The sequence below is a fragment of the Neolewinella persica DSM 23188 genome (assembly GCF_000373105.1).
Classification (GTDB): Bacteria; Bacteroidota; Bacteroidia; order Chitinophagales; family Saprospiraceae; genus Neolewinella; species Neolewinella persica.
This window is the reverse complement of the sequence record NZ_KB890425.1, coordinates 272,731-298,416: the sequence shown is the minus strand read 5'-3', so window position 1 is coordinate 298,416 and position 25,686 is coordinate 272,731. Positions and strand designations below refer to the sequence as shown.

23 protein-coding genes are annotated in these 25,686 nt (G+C 50.9%); 8 read left to right on the top strand and 15 right to left on the bottom strand.

What is annotated here, in order from left to right:
* Positions 1-16: 16 nt before the first annotated feature.
* The 5 genes from B036_RS0110230 to B036_RS33905 form a co-directional block, all read right to left on the bottom strand.
* The gene (locus tag B036_RS0110230; protein ID WP_020568618.1) at positions 17-1,375 is read right to left on the bottom strand and encodes a TolC family protein; all 1,359 of its coding nucleotides are present in this window, start codon (positions 1,373-1,375) and stop codon (positions 17-19) included.
* 14 nt (positions 1,376-1,389) lie between these two features.
* The gene (locus tag B036_RS0110225; RefSeq protein WP_020568617.1) at positions 1,390-2,034 is read right to left on the bottom strand and encodes a TetR/AcrR family transcriptional regulator; all 645 of its coding nucleotides are present in this window, start codon (positions 2,032-2,034) and stop codon (positions 1,390-1,392) included.
* Positions 2,035-2,293: 259 nt separating this feature from the next.
* On the bottom strand, positions 2,294-2,854 hold the full coding sequence (locus B036_RS0110215) for a pentapeptide repeat-containing protein (protein WP_020568615.1): 561 nt from the start codon (positions 2,852-2,854) through the stop codon (positions 2,294-2,296).
* Positions 2,855-2,921: 67 nt separating this feature from the next.
* Positions 2,922-4,124 (bottom strand): glutathionylspermidine synthase family protein, encoded by a 1,203-nt coding sequence (locus B036_RS0110210; protein WP_169435049.1) that lies wholly within the window; start codon positions 4,122-4,124, stop codon positions 2,922-2,924.
* Positions 4,117-4,620 (bottom strand): hypothetical protein, encoded by a 504-nt coding sequence (locus B036_RS33905; protein WP_020568613.1) that lies wholly within the window; start codon positions 4,618-4,620, stop codon positions 4,117-4,119. The genes B036_RS0110210 and B036_RS33905 overlap by 8 nt, the downstream gene beginning before the upstream one ends.
* 105 nt (positions 4,621-4,725) lie before the next feature.
* Here B036_RS33905 and B036_RS33900 point away from each other — a divergent pair, with 105 nt between their 5' ends.
* The gene (locus B036_RS33900; RefSeq protein ID WP_020568612.1) at positions 4,726-5,070 is read left to right on the top strand and encodes a hypothetical protein; all 345 of its coding nucleotides are present in this window, start codon (positions 4,726-4,728) and stop codon (positions 5,068-5,070) included.
* A 10-nt stretch (positions 5,071-5,080) separates the two neighbouring features.
* Here B036_RS33900 and B036_RS0110195 read toward each other — a convergent pair whose 3' ends face one another.
* Both B036_RS0110195 and B036_RS0110190 read right to left on the bottom strand, forming a co-directional pair.
* Positions 5,081-5,914: a hypothetical protein gene (locus B036_RS0110195; protein ID WP_157472108.1), complete on the bottom strand. Its 834-nt coding sequence runs from the start codon at positions 5,912-5,914 to the stop codon at positions 5,081-5,083.
* Positions 5,915-6,123: 209 nt separating this feature from the next.
* Positions 6,124-6,969 carry a hypothetical protein gene (locus B036_RS0110190; protein ID WP_020568610.1) on the bottom strand — a complete coding sequence of 282 codons (846 nt, stop codon included), beginning with the start codon at positions 6,967-6,969 and terminating at the stop codon, positions 6,124-6,126.
* Between the two features lie 399 nt (positions 6,970-7,368).
* Between B036_RS0110190 and B036_RS0110185 the strand changes: the two genes are divergently transcribed.
* Together B036_RS0110185 and speD are read left to right on the top strand one after the other, a co-directional pair.
* On the top strand, positions 7,369-8,988 hold the full coding sequence (locus B036_RS0110185; protein ID WP_020568609.1) for a polyamine aminopropyltransferase: 1,620 nt from the start codon (positions 7,369-7,371) through the stop codon (positions 8,986-8,988).
* Entirely contained in the window at positions 8,988-9,374 is a 387-nt protein-coding gene (gene speD, locus B036_RS0110180; RefSeq protein ID WP_020568608.1) for an adenosylmethionine decarboxylase, read from the top strand. Before B036_RS0110185 ends, speD begins: the two co-directional genes overlap by 1 nt.
* 48 nt (positions 9,375-9,422) lie before the next feature.
* Here the strand turns inward: speD and B036_RS0110175 are convergent, their stop codons facing one another.
* On the bottom strand, positions 9,423-10,181 hold the full coding sequence (locus tag B036_RS0110175) for a pentapeptide repeat-containing protein (RefSeq protein ID WP_020568607.1): 759 nt from the start codon (positions 10,179-10,181) through the stop codon (positions 9,423-9,425).
* A 309-nt stretch (positions 10,182-10,490) separates the two neighbouring features.
* Here B036_RS0110175 and B036_RS0110170 point away from each other — a divergent pair, with 309 nt between their 5' ends.
* Positions 10,491-11,105, top strand: a complete 615-nt coding sequence (locus tag B036_RS0110170) for a thioredoxin family protein (RefSeq protein WP_020568606.1) — start codon at positions 10,491-10,493, stop codon at positions 11,103-11,105.
* Between the two features lie 196 nt (positions 11,106-11,301).
* Here B036_RS0110170 and B036_RS31925 read toward each other — a convergent pair whose 3' ends face one another.
* Positions 11,302-12,096, bottom strand: a complete 795-nt coding sequence (locus B036_RS31925) for a TonB family protein (protein ID WP_169435048.1) — start codon at positions 12,094-12,096, stop codon at positions 11,302-11,304.
* Between the two features lie 224 nt (positions 12,097-12,320).
* Between B036_RS31925 and B036_RS0110160 the strand changes: the two genes are divergently transcribed.
* Both B036_RS0110160 and B036_RS28855 read left to right on the top strand, forming a co-directional pair.
* Positions 12,321-14,681 (top strand): TonB-dependent receptor domain-containing protein, encoded by a 2,361-nt coding sequence (locus B036_RS0110160; RefSeq protein WP_169435047.1) that lies wholly within the window; start codon positions 12,321-12,323, stop codon positions 14,679-14,681.
* Between the two features lie 480 nt (positions 14,682-15,161).
* Positions 15,162-15,725 carry a TlpA disulfide reductase family protein gene (locus tag B036_RS28855; RefSeq protein ID WP_020568603.1) on the top strand — a complete coding sequence of 188 codons (564 nt, stop codon included), beginning with the start codon at positions 15,162-15,164 and terminating at the stop codon, positions 15,723-15,725.
* A gap of 115 nt (positions 15,726-15,840) precedes the next feature.
* Here the strand turns inward: B036_RS28855 and B036_RS0110150 are convergent, their stop codons facing one another.
* The 4 genes from B036_RS0110150 to B036_RS31920 all read right to left on the bottom strand — a co-directional run bounded on the left by B036_RS0110150 (position 15,841) and on the right by B036_RS31920 (position 19,914).
* Positions 15,841-17,109, bottom strand: a complete 1,269-nt coding sequence (locus tag B036_RS0110150) for a T9SS type B sorting domain-containing protein (protein ID WP_169435046.1) — start codon at positions 17,107-17,109, stop codon at positions 15,841-15,843.
* A gap of 205 nt (positions 17,110-17,314) precedes the next feature.
* Positions 17,315-18,073: a metallophosphoesterase gene (locus tag B036_RS0110145; RefSeq protein WP_020568601.1), complete on the bottom strand. Its 759-nt coding sequence runs from the start codon at positions 18,071-18,073 to the stop codon at positions 17,315-17,317.
* Between the two features lie 217 nt (positions 18,074-18,290).
* The gene (locus tag B036_RS0110140) at positions 18,291-19,211 is read right to left on the bottom strand and encodes a DUF2199 domain-containing protein (RefSeq protein ID WP_020568600.1); all 921 of its coding nucleotides are present in this window, start codon (positions 19,209-19,211) and stop codon (positions 18,291-18,293) included.
* Positions 19,212-19,290: 79 nt separating this feature from the next.
* Positions 19,291-19,914 carry a D-Ala-D-Ala carboxypeptidase family metallohydrolase gene (locus B036_RS31920; protein WP_052333943.1) on the bottom strand — a complete coding sequence of 208 codons (624 nt, stop codon included), beginning with the start codon at positions 19,912-19,914 and terminating at the stop codon, positions 19,291-19,293.
* A gap of 542 nt (positions 19,915-20,456) precedes the next feature.
* On the opposite strand from B036_RS31920, the gene uvrB reads away from it, so the two are divergent.
* Entirely contained in the window at positions 20,457-22,484 is a 2,028-nt protein-coding gene (uvrB, locus tag B036_RS0110130) for an excinuclease ABC subunit UvrB (RefSeq protein ID WP_020568598.1), read from the top strand.
* 238 nt (positions 22,485-22,722) lie between these two features.
* Here uvrB and B036_RS0110125 read toward each other — a convergent pair whose 3' ends face one another.
* A complete protein-coding gene (locus tag B036_RS0110125) occupies positions 22,723-22,914 on the bottom strand; it encodes a CsbD family protein (protein WP_020568597.1) in 192 nt (63 codons plus the stop codon).
* 172 nt (positions 22,915-23,086) lie between these two features.
* Between B036_RS0110125 and B036_RS0110120 the strand changes: the two genes are divergently transcribed.
* Positions 23,087-23,722, top strand: a complete 636-nt coding sequence (locus B036_RS0110120; RefSeq protein WP_020568596.1) for a peroxiredoxin — start codon at positions 23,087-23,089, stop codon at positions 23,720-23,722.
* Between the two features lie 336 nt (positions 23,723-24,058).
* On the opposite strand, the gene B036_RS0110115 is transcribed toward B036_RS0110120, so the two are convergent.
* Positions 24,059-25,504 (bottom strand): hypothetical protein, encoded by a 1,446-nt coding sequence (locus tag B036_RS0110115; RefSeq protein ID WP_020568595.1) that lies wholly within the window; start codon positions 25,502-25,504, stop codon positions 24,059-24,061.
* Positions 25,505-25,686: the final 182 nt, after the last annotated feature.

Genomic DNA, 25,686 nt, shown 5'->3' with positions numbered 1-25,686 from the left:
GTTTTTGGAGCTTGGGTTATTCGCCGAGGGCAGCTTGCAGGGCCGCATAGGCCTGATGAAGCCGGAAACGGGCGAGGTTGGCTTCCAGCCGGGCGGTAGTAACCTGGTTTTGGGCGTCGAGGTACTCGATGAGCAGGGCATTCTGATTGCGGTAGCGAGCCGCGACGATGCGGGCGGAGGAAGCGGCGGCCTGTTCGCGGGCTTGGGCAGCGGCCAGTTGCGCCTGCTCACTGGTGATCCTTTGGGTGGCTTGCCAGACTTGCAATTCTATGCCTCTGGCGGCATCGTCCCGGCGTTTCCCCAGCTGCGCTCGCTGCACCAGGGTTTGTTGCTGGCGAAGATCACGTTTCTTGCCGTCGTAGAGGTTCAGGCTGAAGGCGAGTCCGCCGCTGGCGTAGGGGTGGTCACTCAGGTCGCCGGAGAAGAAGCCCTGAGCACCGGCATTGAGGAAGGCTCCCAGGGTGGGCTTACGTCCGGCATCCTGAAGTGCTTCGAGACGAACGAGGCTTTCGGTGCCGGCGTCCAGTTGTTTCAGTTCGGGCCTTTGGGCGCGGGCGCGGGTGCTAAGGAGGGTAAAGGAGGCCATTGGCGTAAGTAAATCCGTCAGGGCCATTTGCTCCAACGGCTCCGTCAGGTCCCGGGCCAGCAGGCGATTGAGGGCGGCCTGGGCCAGCAGTTCCTGCTGGCGAAGGATCGCCGATTGCCCGTCAAGGGTGGCCAGCTCAGCCTGCGTGCGGTAAACCGCATCAGCCGTGCGTTTGTCGTTATCCACCAGCACCTGATTTACCCGAAGTAATTCCTGTAGGACCAGTCGGGAACTGTCTACAATCTGCTGCCCTTCCAGGCTTTGCAGCCAGGCGAAGTAAAGGTCGCGCACTTGCCGGCGCACTTCGTTTTCTAACACTTCGGTGGCCGCACGAGCTTCAAGGACCTGCGCTTCCCGCAGCGCCACTTCCCGGCCAATCACCGGCTGCAGCAAGGGGTAGCGCGCTTCAATTCTGGTATCGTGAAAATTACTTGGGAGGAAACGGGTATTAACGTTTTCCAGGTTGGTCGGAAACTGCTCAGTACCCGTCAGCTGATTCAAGGTGGCGTAAGTCGGATTCAGCAAATCACCGATCGGGAAGTCGATGCCACGGCCACCAACCGACAAGATGTAATCTGATTTCAAATCAACCTGGCCACGTTTATTGGCTGCAGCCAGCTCTACTGCCAACAGTTTTTCATTTTCCACCAACTTACTGGCCAGTAGCGTCGGGTTTTCCTGCAGTGCCTGAGCAATGTATTGCTCCAGCACCTGCGCTTGACCGGAAAGTAAAACCGGTAGCAGCAACAGACAGTATACAGCGATAATTTTATGAACAGTGTTCAGCATTGGGGTAAAAATTTTTAAGCCTGATGGCGTTCTAAAATCTGAATCATCATTTCGTGGGTATCAATTACCAGCTGATCCGTATCGATATTACAGAGCGGGCAATTGAGATGCTCCCCATTATAAATCTCCAGTCGTTGGGAGATCCGTAGTGACACCATACCATGGACGAGCGACCAGAGTGCGAAGCTGAGTCTATCGGGATCATCAGCTACAATCCGGCCCGCATCTACACATTCCTTTACGATGGAGGTCAGCAGGTTGTGAAGCGCGATGCCACTATGCCAGGCATCCCCCTCTTTCATGGCATCCATTGGGTGCTCCATCATGAACATAAGGCGGTACAAATCCGGATTCTCTATTCCGAAGCGTAAATAGCGTTCGCCAAGGTTGCGCAGTTTTTCAACGGGGTCCGCTGTTGTCTGCATTTTCTGGATAAAGGAGAAAGCACGTTCGAAAGCGGCGCTTTGGACGGCCAGGAACAACTCATCCTTGTCTTTGTAGTAGAGATAAAGCGTACCTACGCTGTACTCTACCCGCTTAGCAATCTTACGCATGCTGACGTTCGCGTAGGTCTCCTCCCGGAAGAGTTCGGTCGCCGCCGTAATGATCTTACGACGGAAGTCTTCCTTTTCCCGTTCTTTTCTTTCCTGGATACCCATACGGGGAGATAAACGCTTTAAAAATGAACAGTGTTCAGTAAAGGGTGATTTTTTTTAAAATAGCCGATGTGCCAGTACGATCCTGTATCGGTTGTAATAAAAATTATACCGTGCAAAAGGAAGTGGTGTATCAAAAGAAGCCATGAGCTGAATCCTTCTGTTGAGTTGCCAATAAATATTGGCCTGCAAGCCTCCATCAAAATGCATAATTATTTGGGCGCTGCCGCAGGTGCAAAGAAGGGTAATTGCGCAAACACGCTCAATTCACAATAATCCCATACTCCTCCAACAATCCCGGCAACCCCTGAATAGAAAATTGCGCTTTCCGCAGCCTGTTTTCCTCTGGGGAGAACTGATAATTGCGGGCTTCACGAAAATCGGATTTCCGCAAATCTGTGCGGACAAAGGTGGCCCGGGTCAGGTCACAACCAGCAAAAGAAGCCTCCCGCAGGTCCGCGCCGGTAAAGTCAACTTCCTGAAGATTACAGTTCTTGAAAACGGTATCTTTTAGCTTCCAATCCGTAAAAGTTGATAACTCCAGGTTACAATCTTTAAACGCTACCTGAAACAGGAAATCACGGCACGCTTCGAAGCGTACCCCCAGCAACTTACAACGTTTGAAGGCTACGGTTTTCAACGCAGTTTCATGCAACTTCAGATTCGTCAGGTCACAATCTTTAAACGTACAATCAGAAAAGATGTAACCGGAAAAATCGGCGTTGGCAAACACACAATGGGAGAACTTGCAGTTATCGTACTCTCCTGGCGATAACGCAGGTACGTTTTCGAAGACCTGATCTTCGTGAATTGGCTGACGCATGAGTTGCTTTGTTTGGCAATAATATTCAATCAGATTGGGAGGAAGGCCTCCGCTCCATACAAAAGGCTTAAAACCTAAGCCCGACTTTTTCTTTAAGTAGTGCCAACGATACAAATTCCCCGTCATCGTCGATGATCAGGTCATCCTGCCGGCGGCAACAGAGCGCACAGGCTTGTGGAGCCTGGTAGGTGCTGAGTTGGTACAGGTGTTTGTCCCGGTCGGTGGCAAACTGAGCCCTTTCCTGATAGATAACCGGCCCTTTGCCGTAGTCGCCTTTGGTTTGGGCAACGACGGTTCGGCCGTTCATCACCATTTCTATGTTTTCGCCCATCCGGCCAAAAATAGGCTTGCGGACGTAACCATCCAAAGGTCGGGGCAAGTCAGCGGGGTCAAAAGCTGTGGGCAAGAGCAGCGGATGGCCAGGGTTGTCTTGCCAGGCATAGGCCAGTAGTGCCTTGGATTGCAGGAGCATGGTCCATGCGGGATTAAAAACCCTTAGTTTCCTGGCCATGATCAACTCTGCCAGGTATTCCCAGAGGTCGGGTTCTTCGAGGGCTGCAAAATCCCAGGGAAAGAACTTGATCATCGTTCCGTAATGAATCCAGCGATCAGGTTTTGCTTCATGAAAGACTCCTTCGTCGGGATTGATCTCCAGGTCGGGCAGCATTATGGTGTCCACCCTTCCCCATTTCGCGGCGGTTGCGACGTGCGCCAGCACGTCGGTGTTGTGCCGGTCGTCAGCACTTCCCAGGTGGGCGGCGGCAATGGCGGTGTCTTTTCGGCCGCCGCCGAGGCGGCGGGCGTTGGCTTCCAGGGCCGCGAGTAAACCGTTCGGAGCTGGCTTCAGGCCGGCTTTACTGATGATCTCCGGCTGAAGGACGGTAGTTTCAGGCAGTAAGCTGGCGGTGTCGGCGTTGAACTCGATCAGCTTCAGGGGAAGATCGTCAAGCCCTCCGGCAAAGTCGAAACGTCCAACGAGGAAATTATCCCATTCATTTTCTACTGACCATTTGATGAGCGGGACGGCAAAATCGGGAATTCCCAGCCCAAGCAGGCGGTCTTCGATGTAGGCGCTTTTACGCGCACAGGCCCGCAAAACGTCCCAGGCTTCATCTCCTGCACGCATCGCGGCAGTTGCCTCAGTGGAATGGAGGCTCAGTATTTCGTCGGCCAGGTAATCTTCATTCTCGCCTTCAGCGTAAAAACTGAGGCCCTGCTTACTAAACCAACGGTCTTTCAACCGTGGCGCGTCGGTTATTCTGTTATCCACCAAAGGAGCGCGTGCTTTTGCCACCGCCAAATCCAGAGCGGGAGCGGGTGGTAGAACGGGCCGAATTGGTGAGTCGGGAACCGGCAGTGTTGCTGGCTTTATTGTAGGCCCCGTTATTAACGTATGCACCGGAGTTCACAGAATGTCCACCCATACGGCCCAACATCAGAAAGCCAAAATAGCCCATTCCTGCACGGTGGAAGGGACGGCTAACGGCGCTGGTGTCAGAAGAAACCTGCGTAATGAGTTTCGCTTGTTCAAGGGTAAAGGTGTCTCTAGCTCCAGACATTTTCTCCACAATGATGCGGCTATCTTCCACCAAGTCTACAGATTCTTCAGAAGCGATCTTGTAGTCATCAGGGCTCACTTCAGTAACGGTAGTGATCAGGCCTTCGGTGGGAACCTGGATGGTTTCATCGCCCAAACCACAGCCAAATAGGAAGAAGCCAAGCCCAACGGAAAAGAGGGCAGGAAAAATCAGGTGCTTACATAGCATTTCTAGATAGGATTTGTAAGGTGAAGATACGAAGGAATACGAGGATGAACAATTTGTCCTAACCACCTCACTACTTTACCCGCATGCTTGCATAACCAATGGTCTGTGCAGAAGACAACCGGTCAAAAAAAAGCGTACCCCGGATATCTTACCCGAAGTACGCCAGAATATTTCTCTTTGGTGAGACTCCAATTATTCAAAAAAACAATCAAAGTCGCAGTTCTTAAGAGACACAAATTGAACAACACAATATTTATGAGAGACAAAAAAAACACACCTGAACAGGTAGGAATCAACATGAACAGTACAAATCTTATCGAAGAACTAACTCGCTACACTATAACTGTGGAAGAATTAAGCCTTGTTTCAGATACAAAGGTAAAAGATGAAAATATGTATCTACAAGCAATCCTTGTCCCCTTTTGGACAACCCCTCTTTTCACCCCCTAAATCAAGCATCTTACAATGGAAAATAAAGGTTGAGCCATAGTGCCAACCCATGTGCAGAATCCAGCGATGGATGCTGAAAGTAGTCTATTACGTTCAACCGGATGCGTTGTTTTAGCTTATTTAGGTTTTCAAGTGTGTCAACTTCATCGATCAGGTGCAGCACCCCTCCTTTCACTTGTTTCTTCCCCTCATTCTCAAAAACAATTTTACGGTATTGCAGCATAAATTTCACCTGGGTTTCCGGAAGGAACTGGCTAAGGTATTCGGGCAAAAGCTCCAGCCCTAAACGGTTGAGTTCTTTCATACACACCTTACTAATATCTCCTGCACTGGTCATTTGGGGCATAGCGGGCAGCTGTGCTTCGTAAGGGCTACTTTGTTGGTAGTAGTTGAGATGAGCGGCTAAGGTCTCCCCATTATCGGCCACTTTGACGGATACCTGGTGGTACCAATAGTACTTTCCCGAGCGGTGCCGCATGGGAAGCTGCCTGGCAGCGGTTCCCTTCTGCATAAAAAGGTCCCTGTGTTTAAAGGCGACTTTGTACAAAGCCTCTCCGTAATTTAAATACATGAACCGCCAGGAAGGATGCATGAGGCCTATAAGGTCTTCAAACTGTAAGTCCACCAGACCAAAATGACTTTCGGTGTTGTGTCGCCAGGTCACCCTGGGTTCCTTGCTTAATAATATGGTGATGTAGCAAGCAAAAGGATTTACCTGTTCCGTACAGTTTCGCTGTACATGCTCCAGATACTCGAAGTCCTCGATATCATTCGGATCGATGTTCTTAAACAGAACAGCGGTGAGCTTTTTAATATCCGGGAAGTCAGGGCCTTGTTTAGACATAATGGCGTACATAAGGGACGGATAAATCCATCTACACACAAAGTGTAACTAATTTCCTTAGCTCGCAAGCATTTCAGGTTAAGTTTAGAGCGGTCTACGTCAATAATTAGGTGACCAAACAAGTAAAAAGTAAGATTAGTTAGATTTCTCCGGCCAAAAGCACCTTGTTTCATGCTCCCAACAAGAGAACAACAAGTAAACGCTCTGAATCAGTCGCTCTCTAATGGGAAACAGTAGTTGAGCCAAAGTCCAAGTCCATAGGCTGAATCCAGGGATGGATGCTGAAAGTAGTCCGTTACGTTTAGCCGTATACGTTGTTTCAGCTTCTTCAGGTTATCGAGCGTGTCAACTTCATCCAACCGTTTCAACAATCCTCCCTGCACTTGTTTTTTCCCGCCACTCTCGAAGAGCACTTTACGGTATTGCAACATAAATTTCACCTGGGCGTCCGAAAGGAACTGGCCAAGAAAATCGGGCAGGAATTCCAGTGTTAAGCGATTGAGCTCCTTCATACCTACTTTATTCACCTCTCCGGAAGTAGCCATTTGAGGCATAGTAGGCAGCTGTGCTTCGTAAGGAGTACTCTGTTGGTAGTAATTGATTTGAGCGGCCAGGCTGTCCCCATCGTCGGCAACCTTAACGGATACCTGATGGTACCAGTAGTACTGACCAGAGCGATGCCGCAGGGGAAGCTGCCTGACAGCGGTTGAGCCCTTCTGCATAAAAATATTTCTGTATTTATAGGCTACCTCGTAGATCACCTTCGCAGAGTTTACGTATAGGAACCGCCAGGAAGGATGAACGAGGCCGATGAGGTCTTCAAACTGCAAGTCCACCAAACCAAAATGATTTGCCGTATTGTGCCGCCAGGTAATCTTAGGATCCTTACCCAATAATATCGTAACGTAGCAAGTAAAAGGATTTACCTGCTCCATACAGTTCTGCTGTACCTGCTTCAGATATTCAAAGTCCTTGATATCATTCGAATCCAGATTCGAAAACAGTTCAGCATTAATCTTTCTTATATCCGGGAAGTCAGGATTTTGTTGCGACATGTGCAAATGCGTAAGGTTAAATGAATCAATCCAAAGTATGTGAAAGTGGACCTAAATTTCTTAGTCCACAAGCAATTCGAGTTAATTTTAGGGTACCTGCGACAAAAAATCGGTGTCTAGACACCAAAAAGGCAAGACGAATCTGTTCACTCAAGTCCGAAATGCCTTGTCTTAGCGCTATTTCGGACAAACAATTGTCGAAGGAAACACAGTATTATTTATCCCGTAATGCCTTAGGCAGCCACCATAGAAGGAGCTCCTTCCAACTACTCAATGTTATTCATAGCACCGGGGCGACTACCTGATTAGTGCATGGAGGTCATGCGCTCAAGTGGAGGAATATTTGATACCTAAAGTACGGTAAATTTTACGCCTATCGAAATTTGCGCCTAAAGACCGTTGGCCGGTCTCCTTGCTTCTGTATCCGTAACTTTGCACCTGCGCCCACGCCCTGAAGAAAAATCATCCCTTATCATCAAGCTTCCCGAAAAAACCTTCCTCATTGCCGCGGTCTTCCTGGCTGGCCTTTGCAGCATTGTCTATGAGTTGCTGATCAGTACCACGAGCAGCTATTTCCTGGGTGACAGCGTCAAGCAATTCAGCCTAACCATTGGCATTTATATGTTCGCGATGGGTGTAGGATCTTTTCTCACCAAGTACATTGAGAAGGGGGAGCTGGAAGCGTTCATTCGGACGGAAATGCTGTTGGGGTTACTGGGAGGCCTTTCTGTCCCCCTGCTGTACTTTCTTTTCCAACACCAAAATAATACGCAGTATCAGTTCACCATGCTGGGGCTTGTATTCGCCATCGGGCTGCTGACGGGGCTGGAGATCCCACTGCTGGCCCGGGTCATGAAGAAGTACGCGCCGCAAAATGATGCCCTGGCCGATGTTCTGGGCTTCGACTACATCGGCGCACTGGCCGCCACCCTGCTTTTCCCCTTTTTACTCCTTCCTTTCGTGGGTTTGTACAGCTCCAGCCTCCTCTTTGGAGCGGTAAATCTCTTGCTCGGATTCGGGGTTTGCTGGTTTTTCCGGGATCAATTAGAACGACGGCAACGACGACGGATATATGCCTATACCGCCCTCGGATTAATGGCTTTCGGGCTGCTGCTGGCCTGGGCCAAACCCTTTTTGGCACACTGGGAAGCCTCTGCCTATCCACACCGGGTAATTTACCAGGAGCGCTCTCCCTATCAACAGATCACCCTAACGCAAAATCAGGACGACCTGCGCCTCTACCTCAACCGGGTCATCCAATTTTCTTCGCGCGACGAGTACCGCTACCATGAGGCGCTCGCGCTTATTCCCGCCGCCTCGGTGCCGGCCGTAAAGCGGGCGCTTATTCTGGGAGGTGGTGAAGGACTACTGGCCCGCGAGCTGCTCAAACTTCCGGAGTTGGAGCAATTAACGGTTGTAGATCTAGACGAGCGGGTCTTTGCGCTCGCTTCCCGGCACGGGGGCATCAGGGCGCTGAACGCAGGGGCAATGGAAAGCAGCAAGGTGCAGGCATTGGCCGTTGACGCCGCCGTTTTCCTCCGTAACGACACCAACCAATACGACCTGATCATCGCCGACTTACCGGACCCCAGCAGTGAAAGCGTGGCCCGTCTTTACAGCACCTGGTTCTTCGGAATGGTAAAAGCCAGGCTGGCGGTAAACGGGGTATTTGCCACCCAGGCAACCAGTCCGTTTCATACCCGGAATACCTTCTGGTGCATTCGGGAAACGCTGGCGGCCACTGGTTTCAACCATATACGGCCTTATAAAGTATTGGTGCCCAGTTTTGGGGTCTGGGGCTTCATCATGGCCGGCGGCACCGGACACAAGCCTGGGCTAAGAACCGATGTACCCCGCAGGTTCCTTGAACCTGAAGCCCTGCCCGACATGTTTTACTTTCCCCCCGACTTGCGTCAACCTACCGACATCAACCTACTGCCAAACCGGCTTGACCGGCCGGTATTGCTGGATTATTTCCTCGACGAATGGTCCGACTGGCAACGTGAAAAAACCTCCTGATGGCCAAAGCCCCTTCCTTCAAACTCCCCGACAACCTGCGTATACTGGGCCGCCATGTCCACCTGGATCTTTACGGCTGCCCCGAAGCGTTGCTCGCTCAACCAGCAGATTCAGAACGGATATTACTGGCCGCTGCTGCGGCCATGGGCGCAACCGTGATCGGAGCACATTTCCACGCCTTCAACCCGCATGGCGTCAGCGGTGTGGTCATCATTGCGGAAAGTCACCTGACCGTCCACACCTGGCCGGAACATGGCTACGCCGCGGTGGATGTTTTCAGCTGCGGAGCGTTGGACCTCGACGCTGGGATGGCAGTGTTAGCAGCAGACTATCAAGCCGGGCGGAAGGAAATTCGGGCTTTTGACCGGGGGTTTATTAGTGGGTAGTAAGTAGTCCGTAGTCTGGCATTACTTACTACCCACTTCTAACTATTCTTACTTCCCAGGCCGGAAGCTTCGGTTTCCCTTCCTTGTGTATTTGAAGTCGGTATCCCGGCCGAAGTTTGTACCCGTCAGGTCCGTGTCTTCGTGGAATTCGGTGTACTTGAAATTCGCACTGTCATTAAAGGTAGCGTTGGCCAGGTTCGAGCCCCGGGGAAACTTGGTGTATTTGAAGTCAGCATCTTCATCGAAGTCGGCGCTGGAGAAATCAGGGCCTTCATCGAAATTCGTGTATTTGAAATTGGCAAATCCGCCAAATTTTGCTTTGGAGAAGTTAATGGCTTCTTCGAATTTCGTGTATTTGAAGTTTACCTTCTCCTCAAACGCTGAATTGTAAAAGCTCACCATTTCATCGAAATTGGAATACTTGAAGAGTACGGCTTCCTTGAACGTACAATTAACAAAGGTGACCTTCTCATCAAAGTCAGTATTCACCATTGGCTCTTTGTTTCTGTTCCAGTTGCCTTCCGGGCTGTAGTAGCCGATGACCTTACCGTTGAAGGTGCAGTTGTCGAAGGAAATCATGTTCCGCACGTAGGTCCGGATGGATTTTCGCTTGCCCCAGTTACTGCCGCTTTCTTCTTTGCGATCGGCCAGTTTTGTGAAGTCAAGATCACCCGTAATGGTAACGTCGGTAAGGGCGATGTTTTCTCCTTTATCCAACCTGGCAATCAGATCAGAACCGGAGATGCGGTCCTGAGCGGTAAGGGCGAAGGTGAAGAGGAGAAGGGAGAAAAGAGTAAGTAGTCTCATGATTTAGTGTTTTAAATTTTACAGAAAGCTCCTTAGAGCTGCGCTTACAGAAACCCGGTTTGATTTAGTCCGAATCCATTAGTAGAGACGCAGGCATTTTCGAAGGGTTGCACGGTTTTATTACCGAAGCCTGCAAATACTTTGCTTCTTTAAACTCAACCCGGCATCCCGCGTCCGCGCCCTATTAATCTGTCCTTCATCCTTACCAGATAACAAAATTTCCTGCTTCCCTACCCCAGAGAAAGCAGGGCTTTGCTTAGAACGTCGTCAGGCGGCAGAACTCTTATTCGAGCCCCCCGTTTACCCGCCATGCAAGACCTGATCAACCAAGCCCTCGCCGACGCCCGCAGCTACCCGGAATACCGAACCCACCTTTCCAATTTACTCGAGGATAACAGGACGACTGGCCCCAATCAGTCCGATTTTTACGTCCAATTCACCCGGCTGAACCAATCCCGAATGGACCGGCTGGATAAGCGTAACCGCTTTATTCCGGAAATGATCGAAATGCTCGGACAATTCGAAAAGCCGGTACTCATACTGGCCATTACGGAGGGCTGGTGCGGCGACGCCGCACAGATCATCCCCTTGCTTTACCACATGGCCCAGGCTACCGATCAGCTGGACCTCCAACTCGTCCTTCGGGATGAACACCCTGAGCTGATGGATCAATTTCTGACGGACGGTGCCCGCTCCATCCCCAAGATGATCCTCCTTGATGCCGCCACTAAAGCTGTACTCGGAGAATGGGGACCGCGACCGGCCGTTGCCCAGCAAATGACCATGGATTACAAACACCTGCCGGAGCCTAAACCCGACTATGACTCTTATCAAAAGGAGCTGCACAGCTGGTATGCGCGAGACAAGACGGCTAGTACGCAGCGGGAGTTGGCGGAGGTGTTGCGGGGGTTGGTAATTGGCTGATGAGAGATTTTGACCTTGGGTACATTCGGTAAATGATGTTACTGTAGGGGCTACCTCAAGGTTAGGGTCTTACACACAAGTTAACATTAGCGACCCCGCCCGCCGTTTTACACCTCCGAGGAGCTCGCGGTTGTGCCAGCTCGACGCCTCGGAGGAGAAAACGCCTCTGGCCGACACTTGCATAAAAGAGCCCCCCTTATTCAAGCTTAAATTTAACGGGCAGGTTAAACTGGGTTGCCACAGGCTTACCATCGACCATACCGGGGATCCATTTTGGCATTTGCTTCACCAGGCGTTGGACTTCAGCACCACAACCTCCACCGATTTCCCGGACGACACGGGGGTCCCGTGTCTCCCCTTCGGCAGTAACGACGAAGGAGACCACCACCATTCCTTCCACCTTTTGAGTTCTTGCCGTTTGCGGGTATCTGATGTTCTCGAAGATATACGTCAGCATTTTAGTATCGGCATCCTTCTTCCGTTCTTCATAAGTGTCCAGCTTCCTATTCGTTCCCTTGAAAAGCGGGAGCTCCTCCGGGCTTTTAAAGATCATTTCAGCGTCAGGATCAAACGCATTATTCTTTAGCACGCCCCACTTTCCGTCAAGCTTCACCAACGCAACGGAGTCCGGCAAAAAATAATCAATGCGTTCATACTTAAAGGCCAGCAACTCATTGCCCAGCGTATCAATCGCTCCGTAGTTGTCTGCCTGTTTTGCCAGCATCGCATCTTTACGGGCAAAGCGCAATGATTCGTATTTCGCTGGGACGATGACTTCTCCCACGCGATTCATCAGGCCGTAGCGGCCTTCGACCCCGACAATCGTGTGTCCACCCCATTTGGAAAGCACCTCGTCGAAAGTATATTCCGTCACCTGTTTTTTGTCAAGGAAGAAAGCGTATTTCCCTTTCTTCTCTTTCTTCGTTAGTTTTTGGGCGGAGAGGTGCAAAAACGGACATATGAGGATTAATAACAGGGGTAGATATTTCATGGTGCTTAAGGTTTTAAAGGTGCAGTAATGCCGGTTGGTAAGGTAATTCATTTGGTATCAAATTGCGAGATTTCGGAAACCTTACCCATCGTTAGATTACTCCTGCTATTTTTTGGGCGCGGCCGCAGGTGCAAAGGAAAGGTGAAATCGCAAAAAACTCTTCCAAAACGTTAAAACAAGGTAGTGATTATCCAATACCTCTATTTCCGATGTATAATTACGGTATGAAGTTTTTCCCTTGCCTTTTACTTGGTCTGTTTTCGCTTCCCCTCTTCGGTCAATTTCAAATCACTGGCCGGGTGCTGGATGCAGCAGGAGTTCCGCTACCTTTCGCCAACGTCCGGTTATTCCATCCCGCCGGAGACAACCTGATTTCCGGTAATACCACTAATACGTCTGGCGACTTTAGCCTGACAGTACCCGGCCCCGGAAAGTACCGTCTGGTTGCCGGTTATCTCGGCTATACCGACGCTGTACAAACACTCGCAATGGATGACGCCATGGTTATACCGGACATTAGCCTGTCTCCGGCTGCCAACGCCTTAGCAGAAGTTGTCGTAAAAGGGGACCGCCCCGTCATCGAACAGCGAGAAGACAAACTGCTCTTCAACGTAGCCGCCAGCCCGCTAAAAACCGGTTATAACGGGCTGGAGGTGCTGGAGCGATCCCCCAATGTTTGGTTGTCTGATGAGGGTGCGCTACTGGTACGCAACGCAGCGGCCCTCGTCCTGGTCAATGGCCGGCCATTGAGGTTAGAGCCTGCCGCCCTCAGTGCCTACTTGCAGGCCATTCCTTCCGAAAATATCCTCCGGATCGAGGTGCAGACCTCCGCCGGTGCAGCTACAACGGCCGACGTAGCGGGCGGTGTCGTCAACATCATCCTGAAAAAGCCGGTCCGGGGTGTCAATGGTCAGGGAAGAACAGCCTACTTGCTGCGGGGCGAGGCTTCCTGGTCCGTAACCAGTGGCCTCAGCCTCAATTACGGCGGCAAAAATTGGAACGTTTACGGCAATTACGATTACCTGGTCAATTACCGTAACCGGCAACTATTAAGCACGACGGATTACTTCACCACCGATAATTTCCTGGATGATCGCATGGTTGCGAGAGACTCCCTTACTCGCCACACCTACCGTGTTGGCGCCGTCGTCATACCTCATCCCGATCACGTCATCGGAGCAGAGCTATCAGGGAACACCTCCGTTTATAACTTCGACCAGCTCAACAGCCTGGTCCTAACCGAAGCTGGGGAATTGAAAGAAAGCGGGACCACGCGCTCCCTTGGCTTTCAAGACCGGCTTAATACCAATGCTACGCTCAACTATACCTGGACGTTGGATACTTCCGGTACCCGTTTACAGGTATTTGCCGACTACACGCGGGGCAACATCTCCTGGCTCAACAGTACCGACTCCCGGTACGACCAGGGGTTCATCGAAAACAACGAAGACCGGAATTTAACCGATAACCAAACAGAGATCCGTGACTTGCAGGCGGATTTCAACAAATCAACGGGCAAGGGGCTGAAATTCAACGGTGGCCTGAAGTGGACCTCGACCAATAGGTTCAATGTCTTGCAGGCAGCGTCCTTACTACCTGAAGGTTGGGTAACGAATGAACGCTCCAACTCCTTTGATTATGGCGAAAACGTTCTGGCAGCCTACGGCTCTTTCAGCAAACAATTAAACGAAAAAGACTTCTTCCGGATGGGTCTGCGGGCGGAACAGACGCACCTTACCAAAACGGATTTACTGGATGCCAGCGTCATCACCCAACGGTACCTCAACTGGTTTCCATCGGTCTTTCTCTCCCGGAAAATCACCGACAACACCACGCTCTCCGTGGCCTACACCAAACGGGTGAGGAGGCCATCATTCTCTGACCTCAACGACAATGTCTGGAAGCTGAACGACTTCAGGTATGAACTGGGCAATCCTGATCTTACTCCGGAGTTTTGGCACCGCTACGAAGTGGCGGCGCAGGTACAAAAACACCAGTTCGCCTTATTCTACAATAAGGTGGCCGATGCAATTAACGGCATCTACTTTCTGGAGGGGGAAGTAGCCTACTACAAGAAATTCAATGAGGGCAGCCAAACGGAGTATGGCCTGGAGTACAGCTCCACAATAGACATCCTTCCCTGGTGGAGTATGCGCACATCCGCCCGCCTGTTTAACCGTCAATTTAACGATGGTGAAGGCCAGGAAAGCTTTAAGCAAGCTACCTCAAAATTTCGCATTTGGCACAACCTGAAGTTGAGTGCCACAACTCGGGCAGAGATTCGCATGTCCTTGTATTCGCCGCAGGCCGATGCCTACTTTATTCGTGAACCACTGCGGGAGGTTGACGCCATGATCCAACAACAACTCTTAGCCAAGCGCTTCATTATCCGTTTGCATATTCGTGACATTTTCCACACCCTGATTTTTGCCAACCGTCGGCCGTTTGACACTTTTGTCACTACCTCAGACTACCGTCCCTTTACCCGCACGTTTAACCTGCGCCTGACGTACAACTTCTCGGGCAAACAGCAAGTGAGCAACCGCAATACCCAGTCTAAGAACGAGACGCGGCAACGGATGTAGAGGCATTTGCCGCTATGGTTTTTCACCACTAAGGCATTTAGGAAAAAGTAAGAACAATTCAGCGGCGCGGACGCAGGATGCAAGATGCAGGATGCAAGATGCAGGATGCAAGATGCAGGATGCAGGATGCAAGTAAGAAAACCAGAAAGCTAGGAGTAGTCAACTGTAAGTTCTTATCTACATTACTAAACCTTAGTTAACTGGAACATCTCCCCTCTCCGAGGAGAGGGGCTGGGGGCAGGGCTAACGCATAGGATCGATTTTCAAGAATTTATCGGTTAATCATAGTCTTCAGAACAAGTTGATTTTATAAAACGCGTAGCGTTTTCAAAAGCCCCTCCCCCGTGGGGAGGGGTTGGGGAGGGGGTTTCACAGGCTACAACAATTCTATGCGTTAGCCCTGGGAACCGGGGGGAGAGGGATTCAACACGCAGGTAGAACAGTAAAATTTCCCACCCTCCAGGCCCGTATCTTGGCTGCATGAAATCCCTAAGCTACCTACTTAGCCTGGCCCTGGTGCTGGGCCTTGCCAGCTGTGTCACTCCAGCTGTCCCCAAAGACTACGGTACCGCCGGCAATGCCGCCGTCAAAACCTTACTGACGCCCAACGACCCGAACCTCCCCTACCCCATTTATGCAGGTTACAGCGAGATCGAAAGCTTATTCCAGCAGAACGATGGCCGTACCTACGTCATCAACTTCTGGGCCACCTGGTGCCGTCCGTGCATCACAGAAATGCCTTACTTCGAGCAGCTTGCCCGGGAGAAGGCCGACAAAGATCTCCAGGTCATCATGGTCAGCCTCGACCGGCCGGGAGACGTACGCACCAAGCTGAAGGACTTCTTTAAACAACGGCCCATGACGCTACCCGTGGTTGCCCTGACCGACGACAATTTCCGGGGCTGGGTTCGCCGAGTCGATGCGGGCTGGACTACTGGGTCGATCCCCGTTACCCTGGTTTACCGGGGCGGATTGCGGAAGTTTAACCGGGGGCAGATTAGTAGTTACTCCGAGTTGGAGGGCTTGGTGCGGGCGGTGCAGTAGGCGCAAGTGATTCTCGATTCTCGATTAGCTACCGCAGTAACGTGCTCGCTTCGCTCGTAACGTTATTGAGGCGTGGCAAAGAAGGAAAAAAGGATTTGTGAAACAGATTACCAGGTTAACGTACTAACACCACCGTTCCATTCCGTTCCATCACCTCCCCTTCAGCGTTTTCCAGTTTCACCTGATATAAATAGGTCCCGTTGGCTGCAAACTCCCCCCGTATGCGCCCATCCCACCCCGTAGTTACCGAATCAGTTGCAATACTTTCGAATACAAGTCCACCCCAGCGATCATGGATGGCAAATGAAAGCAGCTTTCCCGTAAATCCAGTGGCCGTAAAGACCCTGAATACGTCGTTGACACCATCGCTATTCGGTGAAAAGGCACCAGGAAGATAGAAGGGACAATTACCCTGTGGCAAGAGAACATCAAATTCTTGGATACAGCCTTCACCAACAAAGGCAGGATGGTCATTTCGTATGGCGAGCGTATGGGATCCGGTGCTCAACCCCTGGAAAAGGGAATCTTCCAGAAATGGTCCACCATCAAAGGAATAAGTAAATTCGTTGGGACCAGCACTGGTTGAGTTGATGGAAATTATGCCGTTCGATTCCCCACAATCCGGCCTACGAATAATGGAAGGTAAGTGAGTAGCTTCCGACAGTATCACCAGCGTTGAATCCAGGGTTAGTTCCGGTATTGCAAAGAACGCGAAGTCGTCGAGGGCAAAGTCATTACCCTGCGGATTCGTGTTTTGGTTAACGATACAAATTTCAGCTTCTGTTGCAGTGGCGGCGTTCCAAACCGCGTAAAATTGCCGCCAGTCACAGACGTCCTCTCCGGCCATAAAAACGCCACCAAGCCGTGTTCCATTGATGCTGAATTGGAGTCGGGCAGGGTTATTGGGATTAACGGAAGTGAGCCAGGTAGAAAAGGCGTAATTCGCTCCGGCTTCAACCACGACGGTCTGGCACCACACTTTCTCGTCAGCAACGGGAGAACCATCAACCACCATCATCTGACCTGCACCTGAGGTATGATCGGGGCAATCGTTAAAGAAAGCACCGTTCAGATTGGCGGCACTCGTGTTTACCCCGTAAACACCCTGGGTCCTGATGGTGGAGACAAAGTCGTAATCGCTGGTTATCCCCGCATTACCATCGGTAAAATCGGGATTGGTAATGAGGTTGTCGCCGGTTGCTTCGCCAATGATCTGGACCACGTAAAGCGTGGTTCCTTCCGGCCGGGCAATCGGATTGCTTAAGGTTCTATTGTTTAAGCTTTGGGACGGCGACCATTCATAAGCAAATTGACCGGGTACGGTATTGAGTTGCACTTCCTGTCCCGGTGCACAGATAAAAATGGTATCGGTTTGTGCTGACAAGCAACCGCAAGTAAGGAATAAAAGAAGAATGAAGAGGCGGGCCAAATAGATATTTTTTGTGCAAAAGCTAAGGTACGGCGGTTGCTTGCCGGCACCAGTGATACATTCAGAAGTTTCGTAAACCAAGGGTTGGCCTGTAGTGGTGTGGACTAACCACGTCCATACGGAGGAAGTCAGAACATTTCCGCAACGACCCACCAATTGCTCAGACTTCCAGCACCCGCTCCAGGCTAAAATCGGCCTGCTCTCCATACTGAACGTAGCCGAGTTGATTGGTAAGTATCCTGGTACCCTTCAATTCAAATTTCGCCACGTTCCGGTGACTATGTCCGTAGATCCAGGCAGTCAGGTCAGCGGCCTCGATCAGTTCAGTGTAGTCGGTGCAGAATGCGGGGTTCAATAATGTCCCGCGAAACCGGGGGTGGTTGCAGCCATCGGCTGGAAGGTGATGAGTTACCACGACTTTGGGATTGGTGGATGGTCGGGCCAGCTCCCCTCGCAGAAAGTCCATAGACCGGGCGTGCAATTCGTTAAATCCGGCGACCGTCAGTAGTTTGCCCTGGTTCTGGATGAGCCGGAAGTCGTTTAATCCCCGCATGATGCCAATTTCGTCCCGGTCGATGAGGGACCACATGGTGGAAAAAATAAGCCGAACACCGTCCTTCTCCTCCACGACATTGTTCAGCATCGTAACGTTCTCCGCCAGGGACTGGCGGAAGCTGAAGGGCGTTTCCGTCACATCAAATCCGCCGTAATATTCGTGGTTGCCGGGAATGAGGTAAGTCTGCCGAAAGTGCCTGGCTACGTAGCGGATGAAATCATCGGCTTTATGGTGTTCGCCGAGGTAGAACGTATCGCCGGCTACTACCAGGATTTCGCCAGCGGGAACGATGGGGTTTTCCCGCAGCCAGGCGCGGTTGGCGGCAAATTCCAGGTGGAGGTCGGAGAGGTATTGGATTTTCATGGGGCGGGCATGGGTGGTGAGCAAGGTAGCAAAAGGGGAGTGCTTACCATTAAGAACATTTAGGCATTAAGAAAAGAAGGAAAGGAAGTGTGTATCAAAGAAAAGTTTCGCGCGCCCTCCTTTTTCCTTTCATTTTCCCCATTCTTCCTTTTCATCAGAGCGCGGCCACAGGTGCAAAACAGTGGATTGGGGCAATGACTAGACCGGCAGAGTTATTCTAAAGAGCATCATGATCAAACCCAACTTGCTTGATTTCTTCCTGAAAGACGGAGGATAATATTTCGATGACCAGCTCAGTTAGCAGTTTTCGATCTTCTCCAACATTAAATTGATAGGTTGGTATACCGTTCAGGTCATGTCGGGTAAACTTAGCAGATAGTGGCAAAGCAAGAAACCGTTGCTGACGCTCTACTAATTCCTGGTCCGACAAATCAAACGGTAAGTCTATACCAAACCCTGCGCTTTGATCAGAAGCCTCTTCCAAAACCCCGCTATTGACCAATTGAAAAGACACGGAATGTTTTCCCTGTAAATTGATGTAAAAGTCATCTCCTTTGTCAGCATAAGCTGTCGTCACCTCATCCAGTAGTTGGTTAAAGCGAATCGCAAAAGGTTCCTTGAATTCTTCCTGTTTTCCTGAAAAATCACCGGCATGATGCAGTCGGTTCATAATCTCCTTCATCCGATCAAGCGTGATTGGTTTGGCTTGGTCTTGTTGAAGTTGACTCGGCTGAGTCACCACTATATCAGGAGATGTGTCTGCGTCGGGGAATATTGTTACGGTACAATCGAGCGTTTCTGTTGAATCATAAAATACGGAGACACAAGGAATTGTAGCTGCAATGGTAATCGGTTCGCCCTCTATGAGGGTCTTCAATTTACTACGTAATTCTAGCTGATCTAAAGCAGCCCACGTATGCCAGGAAAAGAAAGGATTGTCTTTGCCCTCTAAAAATATGTAGATGTAGCCATTGATAAAAACATGAAGCTTGTCTACACCAACTAGTCCTCCAAGGTCGTGGATTCGTTCGGCCTTCTCGGCCTCGGGCATTTCGGTAATCAAAGCTGGTGGCGGAATTTCCAGCCCTCTGAATATTTTATGGTCTTTGTTGCAGGTTTCGCAGTGATAGGAGGTCATTAGGTGGAGTTAAAATCAGCAAGCAGGTATAATGGAGAGCATCTCGGCTGAAGAATAAATATACTAGCGAGAATTTAACTCAATAACTATCCCACCGTGCCCGCTTCCCCCGAAGATCGATGTGTACCACCTGCGTACCCGGGTATCGGCCGATGCCACCACGGTTACCGATGAGCTTGCGTTCGCAGAGGTTAAGCACAATGGCTTTGTCGGCAGCATTGGTCTGGCCGTCCTGGTTGACATCTCCGATCACCAGGTCAAGGGCGTCCCCAGCAATGTGGCGGCTGTAGGGCGCGCCGCCAACTGCCGCATTCAGGGCAGGGTGCCGGTAACCGTAGTTGCAACTAAAGGCTTCTCCATCATAGCCTTCGTTTTCCAGCGTTAGCCGTAATTCCAATAACTTGTGTAGGATGTCCGGATCGATTCCCCAATACAGCAGATCGTCGGAAAAGTAAAAACCCTTGCGTGCCGGTGCTCCTAACGCAAACAGATGGTGAATGCGGAGGTGCCCCGTAACTTTTCGGTACAGGTCCTTTTTTCGGATTACGAAGAACTTTCTGGGGGAGAGGTGCCGAAACGCCGGTGCGTCAATTCGGGTACGCAGAAGGAAATCTGTGGGTAAATCCGCTTGATTAACCACTGGAAATTCGCTTAAAATCTGGTTGATATCCTCTTCGGTGGCTATTGAACGGTCTTTGGTCATGAGCTGAAAAAAAGCTTGCTCAATATCAAATCGTAGCGCTGGGACCAAACAGCAGGAACTTGCCACAACCAGCAAAAGCAGTACAATTATCAGGAGCCATTTTCTGGACGACATAGGGTGATGGAAAAAGGGTAAAAAGGAGGAAAGGACTAAAAAGGCATCCATCACAAGCTAACGGAATCAGGCGGGGCATATGCTAAACATGAGGGTGTTTAGCAGCTCATTAACGCCGTGTTAAATGCGCCGCAGGCGCATCCTCGGGCTGCAAGCCCTCCACCCTTCTTTGCACCTGCGGCCGCGCCTTATTAGTCAGGCAGCAGGTAGTTTAGTAGTGCTTCCGCACGTGAATGCTAGCTCTGCTCGTAAGCCTTCACTAGAGAATACGATGAGCATAAATAGGCCAATGATTTCCTCCAACACACAACTTAGTGTAGTTCTTAATGCCTCAGTGCCTTAGTGGTAAAATCCAACACCAGCCGCCACCCCGAACCATATACCAACAAAAACGTTTACCTTCGGCAACTCATCCAACAAACCACCATATGGCTTTCGATCTTGTCTCCCCCTTCTCCCCTACCGGCGACCAGCCACAAGCCATCGAAGAACTGGTGGGCAACGTTGAAAGAGGGGAACGCGGACAAGTACTGCTGGGGGTAACCGGCTCGGGAAAAACGTTCACGATGGCCAACACCATCGCCCGGTTGAACCGCCCGACCCTGATCCTGACCCACAACAAAACCCTGACCGCTCAACTCTACGGCGAGTTCAAGGAATTCTTCCCCAATAATGCAGTAGAGTACTTCGTGAGCTACTACGATTACTACCAACCTGAAGCTTATCTCTCCTCCTCCGATACCTACATCGAGAAGGACCTGATGATCAACGAAGAGGTGGATAAACTCCGGTTGCGGGCAACCTCCAACCTGCTTACCGGCAGACGCGACATCATCATCGTCGCCTCCGTCAGTTGTATTTACGGTATGGGTAACCCCGACGACTACAAGTCTGGCATCATCCGCCTGGAGGCCGGACAAACCAAGAGCCGTAACGGCCTGCTTTATGATCTGGTCGACAGCCTGTACAGCCGTACGGAAATTGAATTCGGCCGGGCCACCTTCCGGGTGCGTGGCGACACCGTCGACATTAACCTGCCCTACGCCGAACACGGCTTCCGGATCGTCTTCTTCGGCGACGAGATCGAGACCATCGAACGGATCGACATCGACAGTGGCAAACGGATCGAAACCCTGAAAACAGCCGCCATCTTCCCCGCCAATCTCTACGTGGCACCGAAGGACCGGCTTAACGGCATCATCCACCAGATCGAGGACGAACTCTACAACCAGGAACGGTACTTCGAGCGCGAACAGCGCTTACTGGAAGCCAAGCGGATTCACGAACGGGTACAGTTTGACCTGGAGATGATGAAGGAACTCGGCTACTGTAATGGTATCGAAAATTACAGCCGGTTCTTTGACCGCCGCAAGCCGGGCACCCGGCCTTTCTGCCTGCTGGATTACTTCCCGGACGACTACCTGATGATCATCGACGAGAGCCACGTGACGATCCCCCAGGTAAGGGGAATGTCTGGCGGCGACCGCGCCCGTAAACTCAGTCTGGTCAATTTCGGTTTCCGCCTCCCATCGGCGATGGACAACCGACCGTTAAATTTCACGGAATTCGAAAGCCTGATCAACCAAGTGGTCTACGTTTCGGCCACGCCGGGAGATTTCGAACTGGAGCAAACTGGCGGGGAGATCGTTGAACAGTTGATTCGCCCTACCGGGTTGATCGATCCGCCAATTGAAGTGCGTAAAAGCAAAGACCAAATTGATGACTTGCTGGAAGAAATCGATGAGCGCGTCAAGAAAAACGAACGGATCCTGGTGACGACCCTCACCAAACGTATGAGTGAGGAACTGACCAAATACCTTGAAAGCCTGAGTGTAAAAGTTCGTTACATTCACAGCGAAGTAGATACGATGGAGCGGGTAGAAATCCTACGTGATCTGCGCCTCGGAGAGTTCGATGTACTGGTAGGGGTTAACCTGCTGCGGGAAGGACTCGATTTACCGGAGGTTTCCCTCGTAGCCATTCTCGACGCCGACAAAGAGGGCTTCCTCCGCAACGAACGGTCGCTGACGCAGACGGCCGGCCGGGCCGCCCGTAACGTCAACGGTAAAGTTATTTTCTACGCAGACAAGATTACCGACTCTATGCGCCGAACGATCGACGAGACAAACCGCCGCAGAGAAGTACAGATCGCTTATAACGAGGAGCACAACATCACACCAGTAGGCATGCGGAAGACCCGGGAACAGATCCTGGAGCGGGGTTCCATTCTCGACATCCGCGGCAAGAAGCAGACGCAAGCCTACGTAGAGCGCGTCGAAATCAGTAGCGCCGCCGACCCCGTGCTGAACAGCATGAGCCGCGAGCAGATCGAACTGGCGCTGCAGGAAACTGAGCGTAAGATGAAGGAAGCAGCCAAGGAACTGGACTTTATGGCCGCGGCCAGCTACCGGGACGAGGTGTTTGCTTTGAAGGCGCGGCTGAAGGGGGGGAGATAGTAGATAGTCAGTAGTCGCTACCGCAAGCCAATGCTAATTTTGTTCGGGTAAATACAAGAAAGACAACATAGCTCACCTGAATTTCCGGAGAAGCAAAAACCCTGAATGTTTTCATGAAACCTGAACACAAGATTGTTGGGATGATCATCCGGAACAGTTAACAACGTTGCGTACCAACATAAAACTCCCTATTTCCGTAACGGAAATAGGGAGCTTATTTTTAGAAAATCAAACTTGGTTAAAGGCTGTCAATCCAGTCCTTCACTTCCTGCTTGGTCTTACCCAATTTTTCCTGAAGGCGACCGAAGAGCTCGTCTTCCTTACCTTCTTCGTAGGCCAGGTCATCGTCGGTCAGTTGGCCGTACTCCTGTTTGGCTTTTCCCTTAATCTGGTTCCAGTTTCCTTTGATTTTATCGTTTGTTGCACTCATGATAAGTTGTTTTGGTTTATTAATTAAAGCAGATGCTACACTGGGTTTGTTCGAAGTCGTCAATAAAAGCCAGTAAAACTGGAATAACCCATAATTCCAGACAAAATGCCCTCGGCTAGCAACCGTACCCCCTGCTTTCACGTTTTATTTACCTAAACAAATTCAAAAAATTATGCCTATCCGCCTTGGCGAAACCGCCCCAAATTTCGATGCCCAAACGACTATGGGTGACATCAACTTCCACGAATGGGCCGGTGACAGTTGGGTCGTGCTTTACAGCCACCCCAGCGACTTCACGCCAGTTTGCACCACTGAGCTGGGTCGTACCGCCTCCCTCAAGGAAGATTTTGAACGCCGCAATGCAAAAGCCATTGCCCTCAGCGTCGACGACCTGGAAAGCCACATGAAATGGTTGGGGGACATCGAAGAAACGCAGAACGTAAAGATGAACTTCCCCATCATCGCCGATGAGAGCAAGCAAGTCGCAATTGCTTACGACATGCTCCACCCGGAAGCCGATGCTAAGTTTACGGTACGCTCAGTATTCATCATCGATCCTGATAAAAAGGTTCGACTGACCTTGACGTACCCGCCATCAACCGGTCGTAATTTCAATGAAATTCTCCGTGTGCTTGACAGCCTGCAGTTAACCGACAACTACTCTGTCGCTACGCCAGTGGATTGGCAGGACGGTGAAGACGTCGTTGTATCCCCCAGTATCGCTACCGCTGACATCCCCGACAGATTCCCTAAGGGACATAAGGTAATTAAGTCTTACTTGCGGACTACGCCACAACCCAATCGCTAAGCGATTTGACCCAGACACCATTCGCTTCGCTCATGGCTTTCAGACGGCCTTCGGCCTCGTAGACGAAACTCGCTGCGCTCGTTTCTTGTAGACGTCGCTCCGCTCCTTTTAGGCTACCGCGCACGTCTTAGTCAAATAGTTTAGTAGTCGGCAGTTCCTCGTAGCTACCGCACAGTAATGCTCACTTCGTCCTTTCGAACGAAGTGAGCATTTTTATTTCCTATAAAATTGGACTTCCTATACGAGCGCAGCGAGCGGCCACATGCGGTAGCCTACCATCTATCCACTGCCGAGGCCAAAGGCCGTCTGAAAGCCAGGAGCGAAGCGACTTTGCGTCTATTTAACTTCATAAGTCATCTTAACCAACCGTAACCGGTTCCGATGTTCACTGGGTAAAATCATCTCATTGGCCGCCACCTGAACGCCATCGCGAAAGCGTAGGCGCAGGTCCAGGTCCCGGGTATGAAATAGGCTGTTGCGGTCGAATTCTCCCCGCCCATTGACCACATACTCGCTGACGGTATTCTCAAAACGGATTTCGTCGTTAAAGAGAAAACGTAAGCTCCGCGGGTTCTCCATCAGGAAGTAACTGGAGTAGACCCCACCATCGTCCTGGCTGTATTGTTTCTTATGCAGGATATTGGTCCAGTGGGTATTCCCGTCCGGGTGCACGCTGAAAACAATCAATTCGTCGTAGTGATAATCTACCAGTGGGCGAATGCCGTAGTTGTTGATCACTTGCGTTCGGCTGGCATTACTCCGGCGTTCCAACTGGCGGTTGCGTTCGGTAATGATGAGGCCGCCGCCGTCTTGCCGCAGCACGAGGTCACGCACCGATAGTTCGTCGATCCCCGGTGATTTTTTGTTGTACTTCTTACCTTCAATGTTCCTCACCAGCGTCAGCGGAAAGGGGGTGAAATCCGGCCGGGCGCTGCTGGCGTTTTTCGGGTCAACGTTGATCCAGAAATACCCACTGGCCTGTGTAAAATCCTTAGTGGTGTAGAGCCCGCCGGCCGTCAGGGTTTTGTTTTTATTATCATATCGAAAATAGATGTCGTAGGTCAGGCTATCGCCCATCGGCAGCTCAAAGGTGGAGAAAGAGAGGTTCGGCGCCAGGGTCATTACCTCATATTTGTGCTCCTTTCGTTTGCTTTTGAAATTATCGCGTTCGATGACAAAAAACAGCTCTCCCGTATTGCTGATCTCGGCCTGCATAAAATCATCGCTGAAGAAGAATTTCTCAGGCTCCAGTTCGTGATCATAGAGCAAACTCATGGTACTTAGATCCAGGCCGATGCAGCGGGTTTTATTTTGCTGCTCGCTAATCATAAGCAGCAATTTCGTCTCGTCTTCGGAACGGTAAATCTCGTCTTCGGGCGCAGAGGTAAAGACGCCAAAATCCACCAGTGTTGTGCTGTCCTTCAGGTTACCTGCTGGGTTGTACTCGTCGAGCTGCAGGAAGTTACGGCCGCCGTTGCGGAAGATATAAACGAGGTGGAAACCCGTCCCGTCCTGCTTGGACACGGTCGTCAACAGCCGGATGTTACGACCACGCAGTTCCAGTTCTTTCTCCCAGCTCTGCCGCATGTTTCGGTCAAAGGCGGTAAGCAGGTGTTTCGTATCCCGATCCTGCATAAGCAATACCTGACCACCAAGTTTACCGATCAAATCGTACTCGGTATCACTTCGCATGATCAGTTCATCACTAACGGTAAGAACTTGGGCGCGGACGCTGGTGCAGAGAAAGGTTAAAAAGAGCAAGGAGAGGAGGAAACGATGCATAATTCCGGAGTACTTTTAATTAAGACGGAAAACACGAGTAGTTAGTTGTACCATCCGTCAGCAATTAGATGCTGGTGGATGACCAAAATGCATATTGGGGAGGGAATTGGGTTTTATCAGATTTGACACCGTAAAAAGCGAACCTTCTTTGCCCCGGATGAGGCGACAATTTAGCGGCGCGA

Excerpts from the sequence above, each read along its gene's own strand:
- B036_RS0110195 (WP_157472108.1), bottom strand. The coding sequence starts at position 5,914 with ATGTCTAAACAAGGCCCTGACTTCCCGGATATTAAAAAGCTCACCGCT.
- B036_RS33905 (WP_020568613.1), bottom strand. The coding sequence starts at position 4,620 with ATGCTATGTAAGCACCTGATTTTTCCTGCCCTCTTTTCCGTTGGGCTT.
- uvrB (WP_020568598.1), top strand. The coding sequence starts at position 20,457 with ATGGCTTTCGATCTTGTCTCCCCCTTCTCCCCTACCGGCGACCAGCCA.
- B036_RS31920 (WP_052333943.1), bottom strand. The coding sequence starts at position 19,914 with ATGACCAAAGACCGTTCAATAGCCACCGAAGAGGATATCAACCAGATT.
- speD (WP_020568608.1), top strand. The coding sequence starts at position 8,988 with ATGGCCAAAGCCCCTTCCTTCAAACTCCCCGACAACCTGCGTATACTG.
- B036_RS0110140 (WP_020568600.1), bottom strand. The coding sequence starts at position 19,211 with ATGACCTCCTATCACTGCGAAACCTGCAACAAAGACCATAAAATATTC.
- B036_RS0110190 (WP_020568610.1), bottom strand. The coding sequence starts at position 6,969 with ATGTCGCAACAAAATCCTGACTTCCCGGATATAAGAAAGATTAATGCT.
- B036_RS0110145 (WP_020568601.1), bottom strand. The coding sequence starts at position 18,073 with ATGAAAATCCAATACCTCTCCGACCTCCACCTGGAATTTGCCGCCAAC.
- B036_RS0110160 (WP_169435047.1), top strand. The coding sequence starts at position 12,321 with ATGAAGTTTTTCCCTTGCCTTTTACTTGGTCTGTTTTCGCTTCCCCTC.
- B036_RS31925 (WP_169435048.1), bottom strand. The coding sequence starts at position 12,096 with ATGAAATATCTACCCCTGTTATTAATCCTCATATGTCCGTTTTTGCAC.
- B036_RS0110230 (WP_020568618.1), bottom strand. The coding sequence starts at position 1,375 with ATGCTGAACACTGTTCATAAAATTATCGCTGTATACTGTCTGTTGCTG.
- B036_RS0110125 (WP_020568597.1), bottom strand. The coding sequence starts at position 22,914 with ATGAGTGCAACAAACGATAAAATCAAAGGAAACTGGAACCAGATTAAG.
- B036_RS0110115 (WP_020568595.1), bottom strand. The coding sequence starts at position 25,504 with ATGCATCGTTTCCTCCTCTCCTTGCTCTTTTTAACCTTTCTCTGCACC.
- B036_RS0110215 (WP_020568615.1), bottom strand. The coding sequence starts at position 2,854 with ATGCGTCAGCCAATTCACGAAGATCAGGTCTTCGAAAACGTACCTGCG.
- B036_RS0110170 (WP_020568606.1), top strand. The coding sequence starts at position 10,491 with ATGCAAGACCTGATCAACCAAGCCCTCGCCGACGCCCGCAGCTACCCG.
- B036_RS0110175 (WP_020568607.1), bottom strand. The coding sequence starts at position 10,181 with ATGAGACTACTTACTCTTTTCTCCCTTCTCCTCTTCACCTTCGCCCTT.
- B036_RS28855 (WP_020568603.1), top strand. The coding sequence starts at position 15,162 with ATGAAATCCCTAAGCTACCTACTTAGCCTGGCCCTGGTGCTGGGCCTT.
- B036_RS0110225 (WP_020568617.1), bottom strand. The coding sequence starts at position 2,034 with ATGGGTATCCAGGAAAGAAAAGAACGGGAAAAGGAAGACTTCCGTCGT.
- B036_RS0110120 (WP_020568596.1), top strand. The coding sequence starts at position 23,087 with ATGCCTATCCGCCTTGGCGAAACCGCCCCAAATTTCGATGCCCAAACG.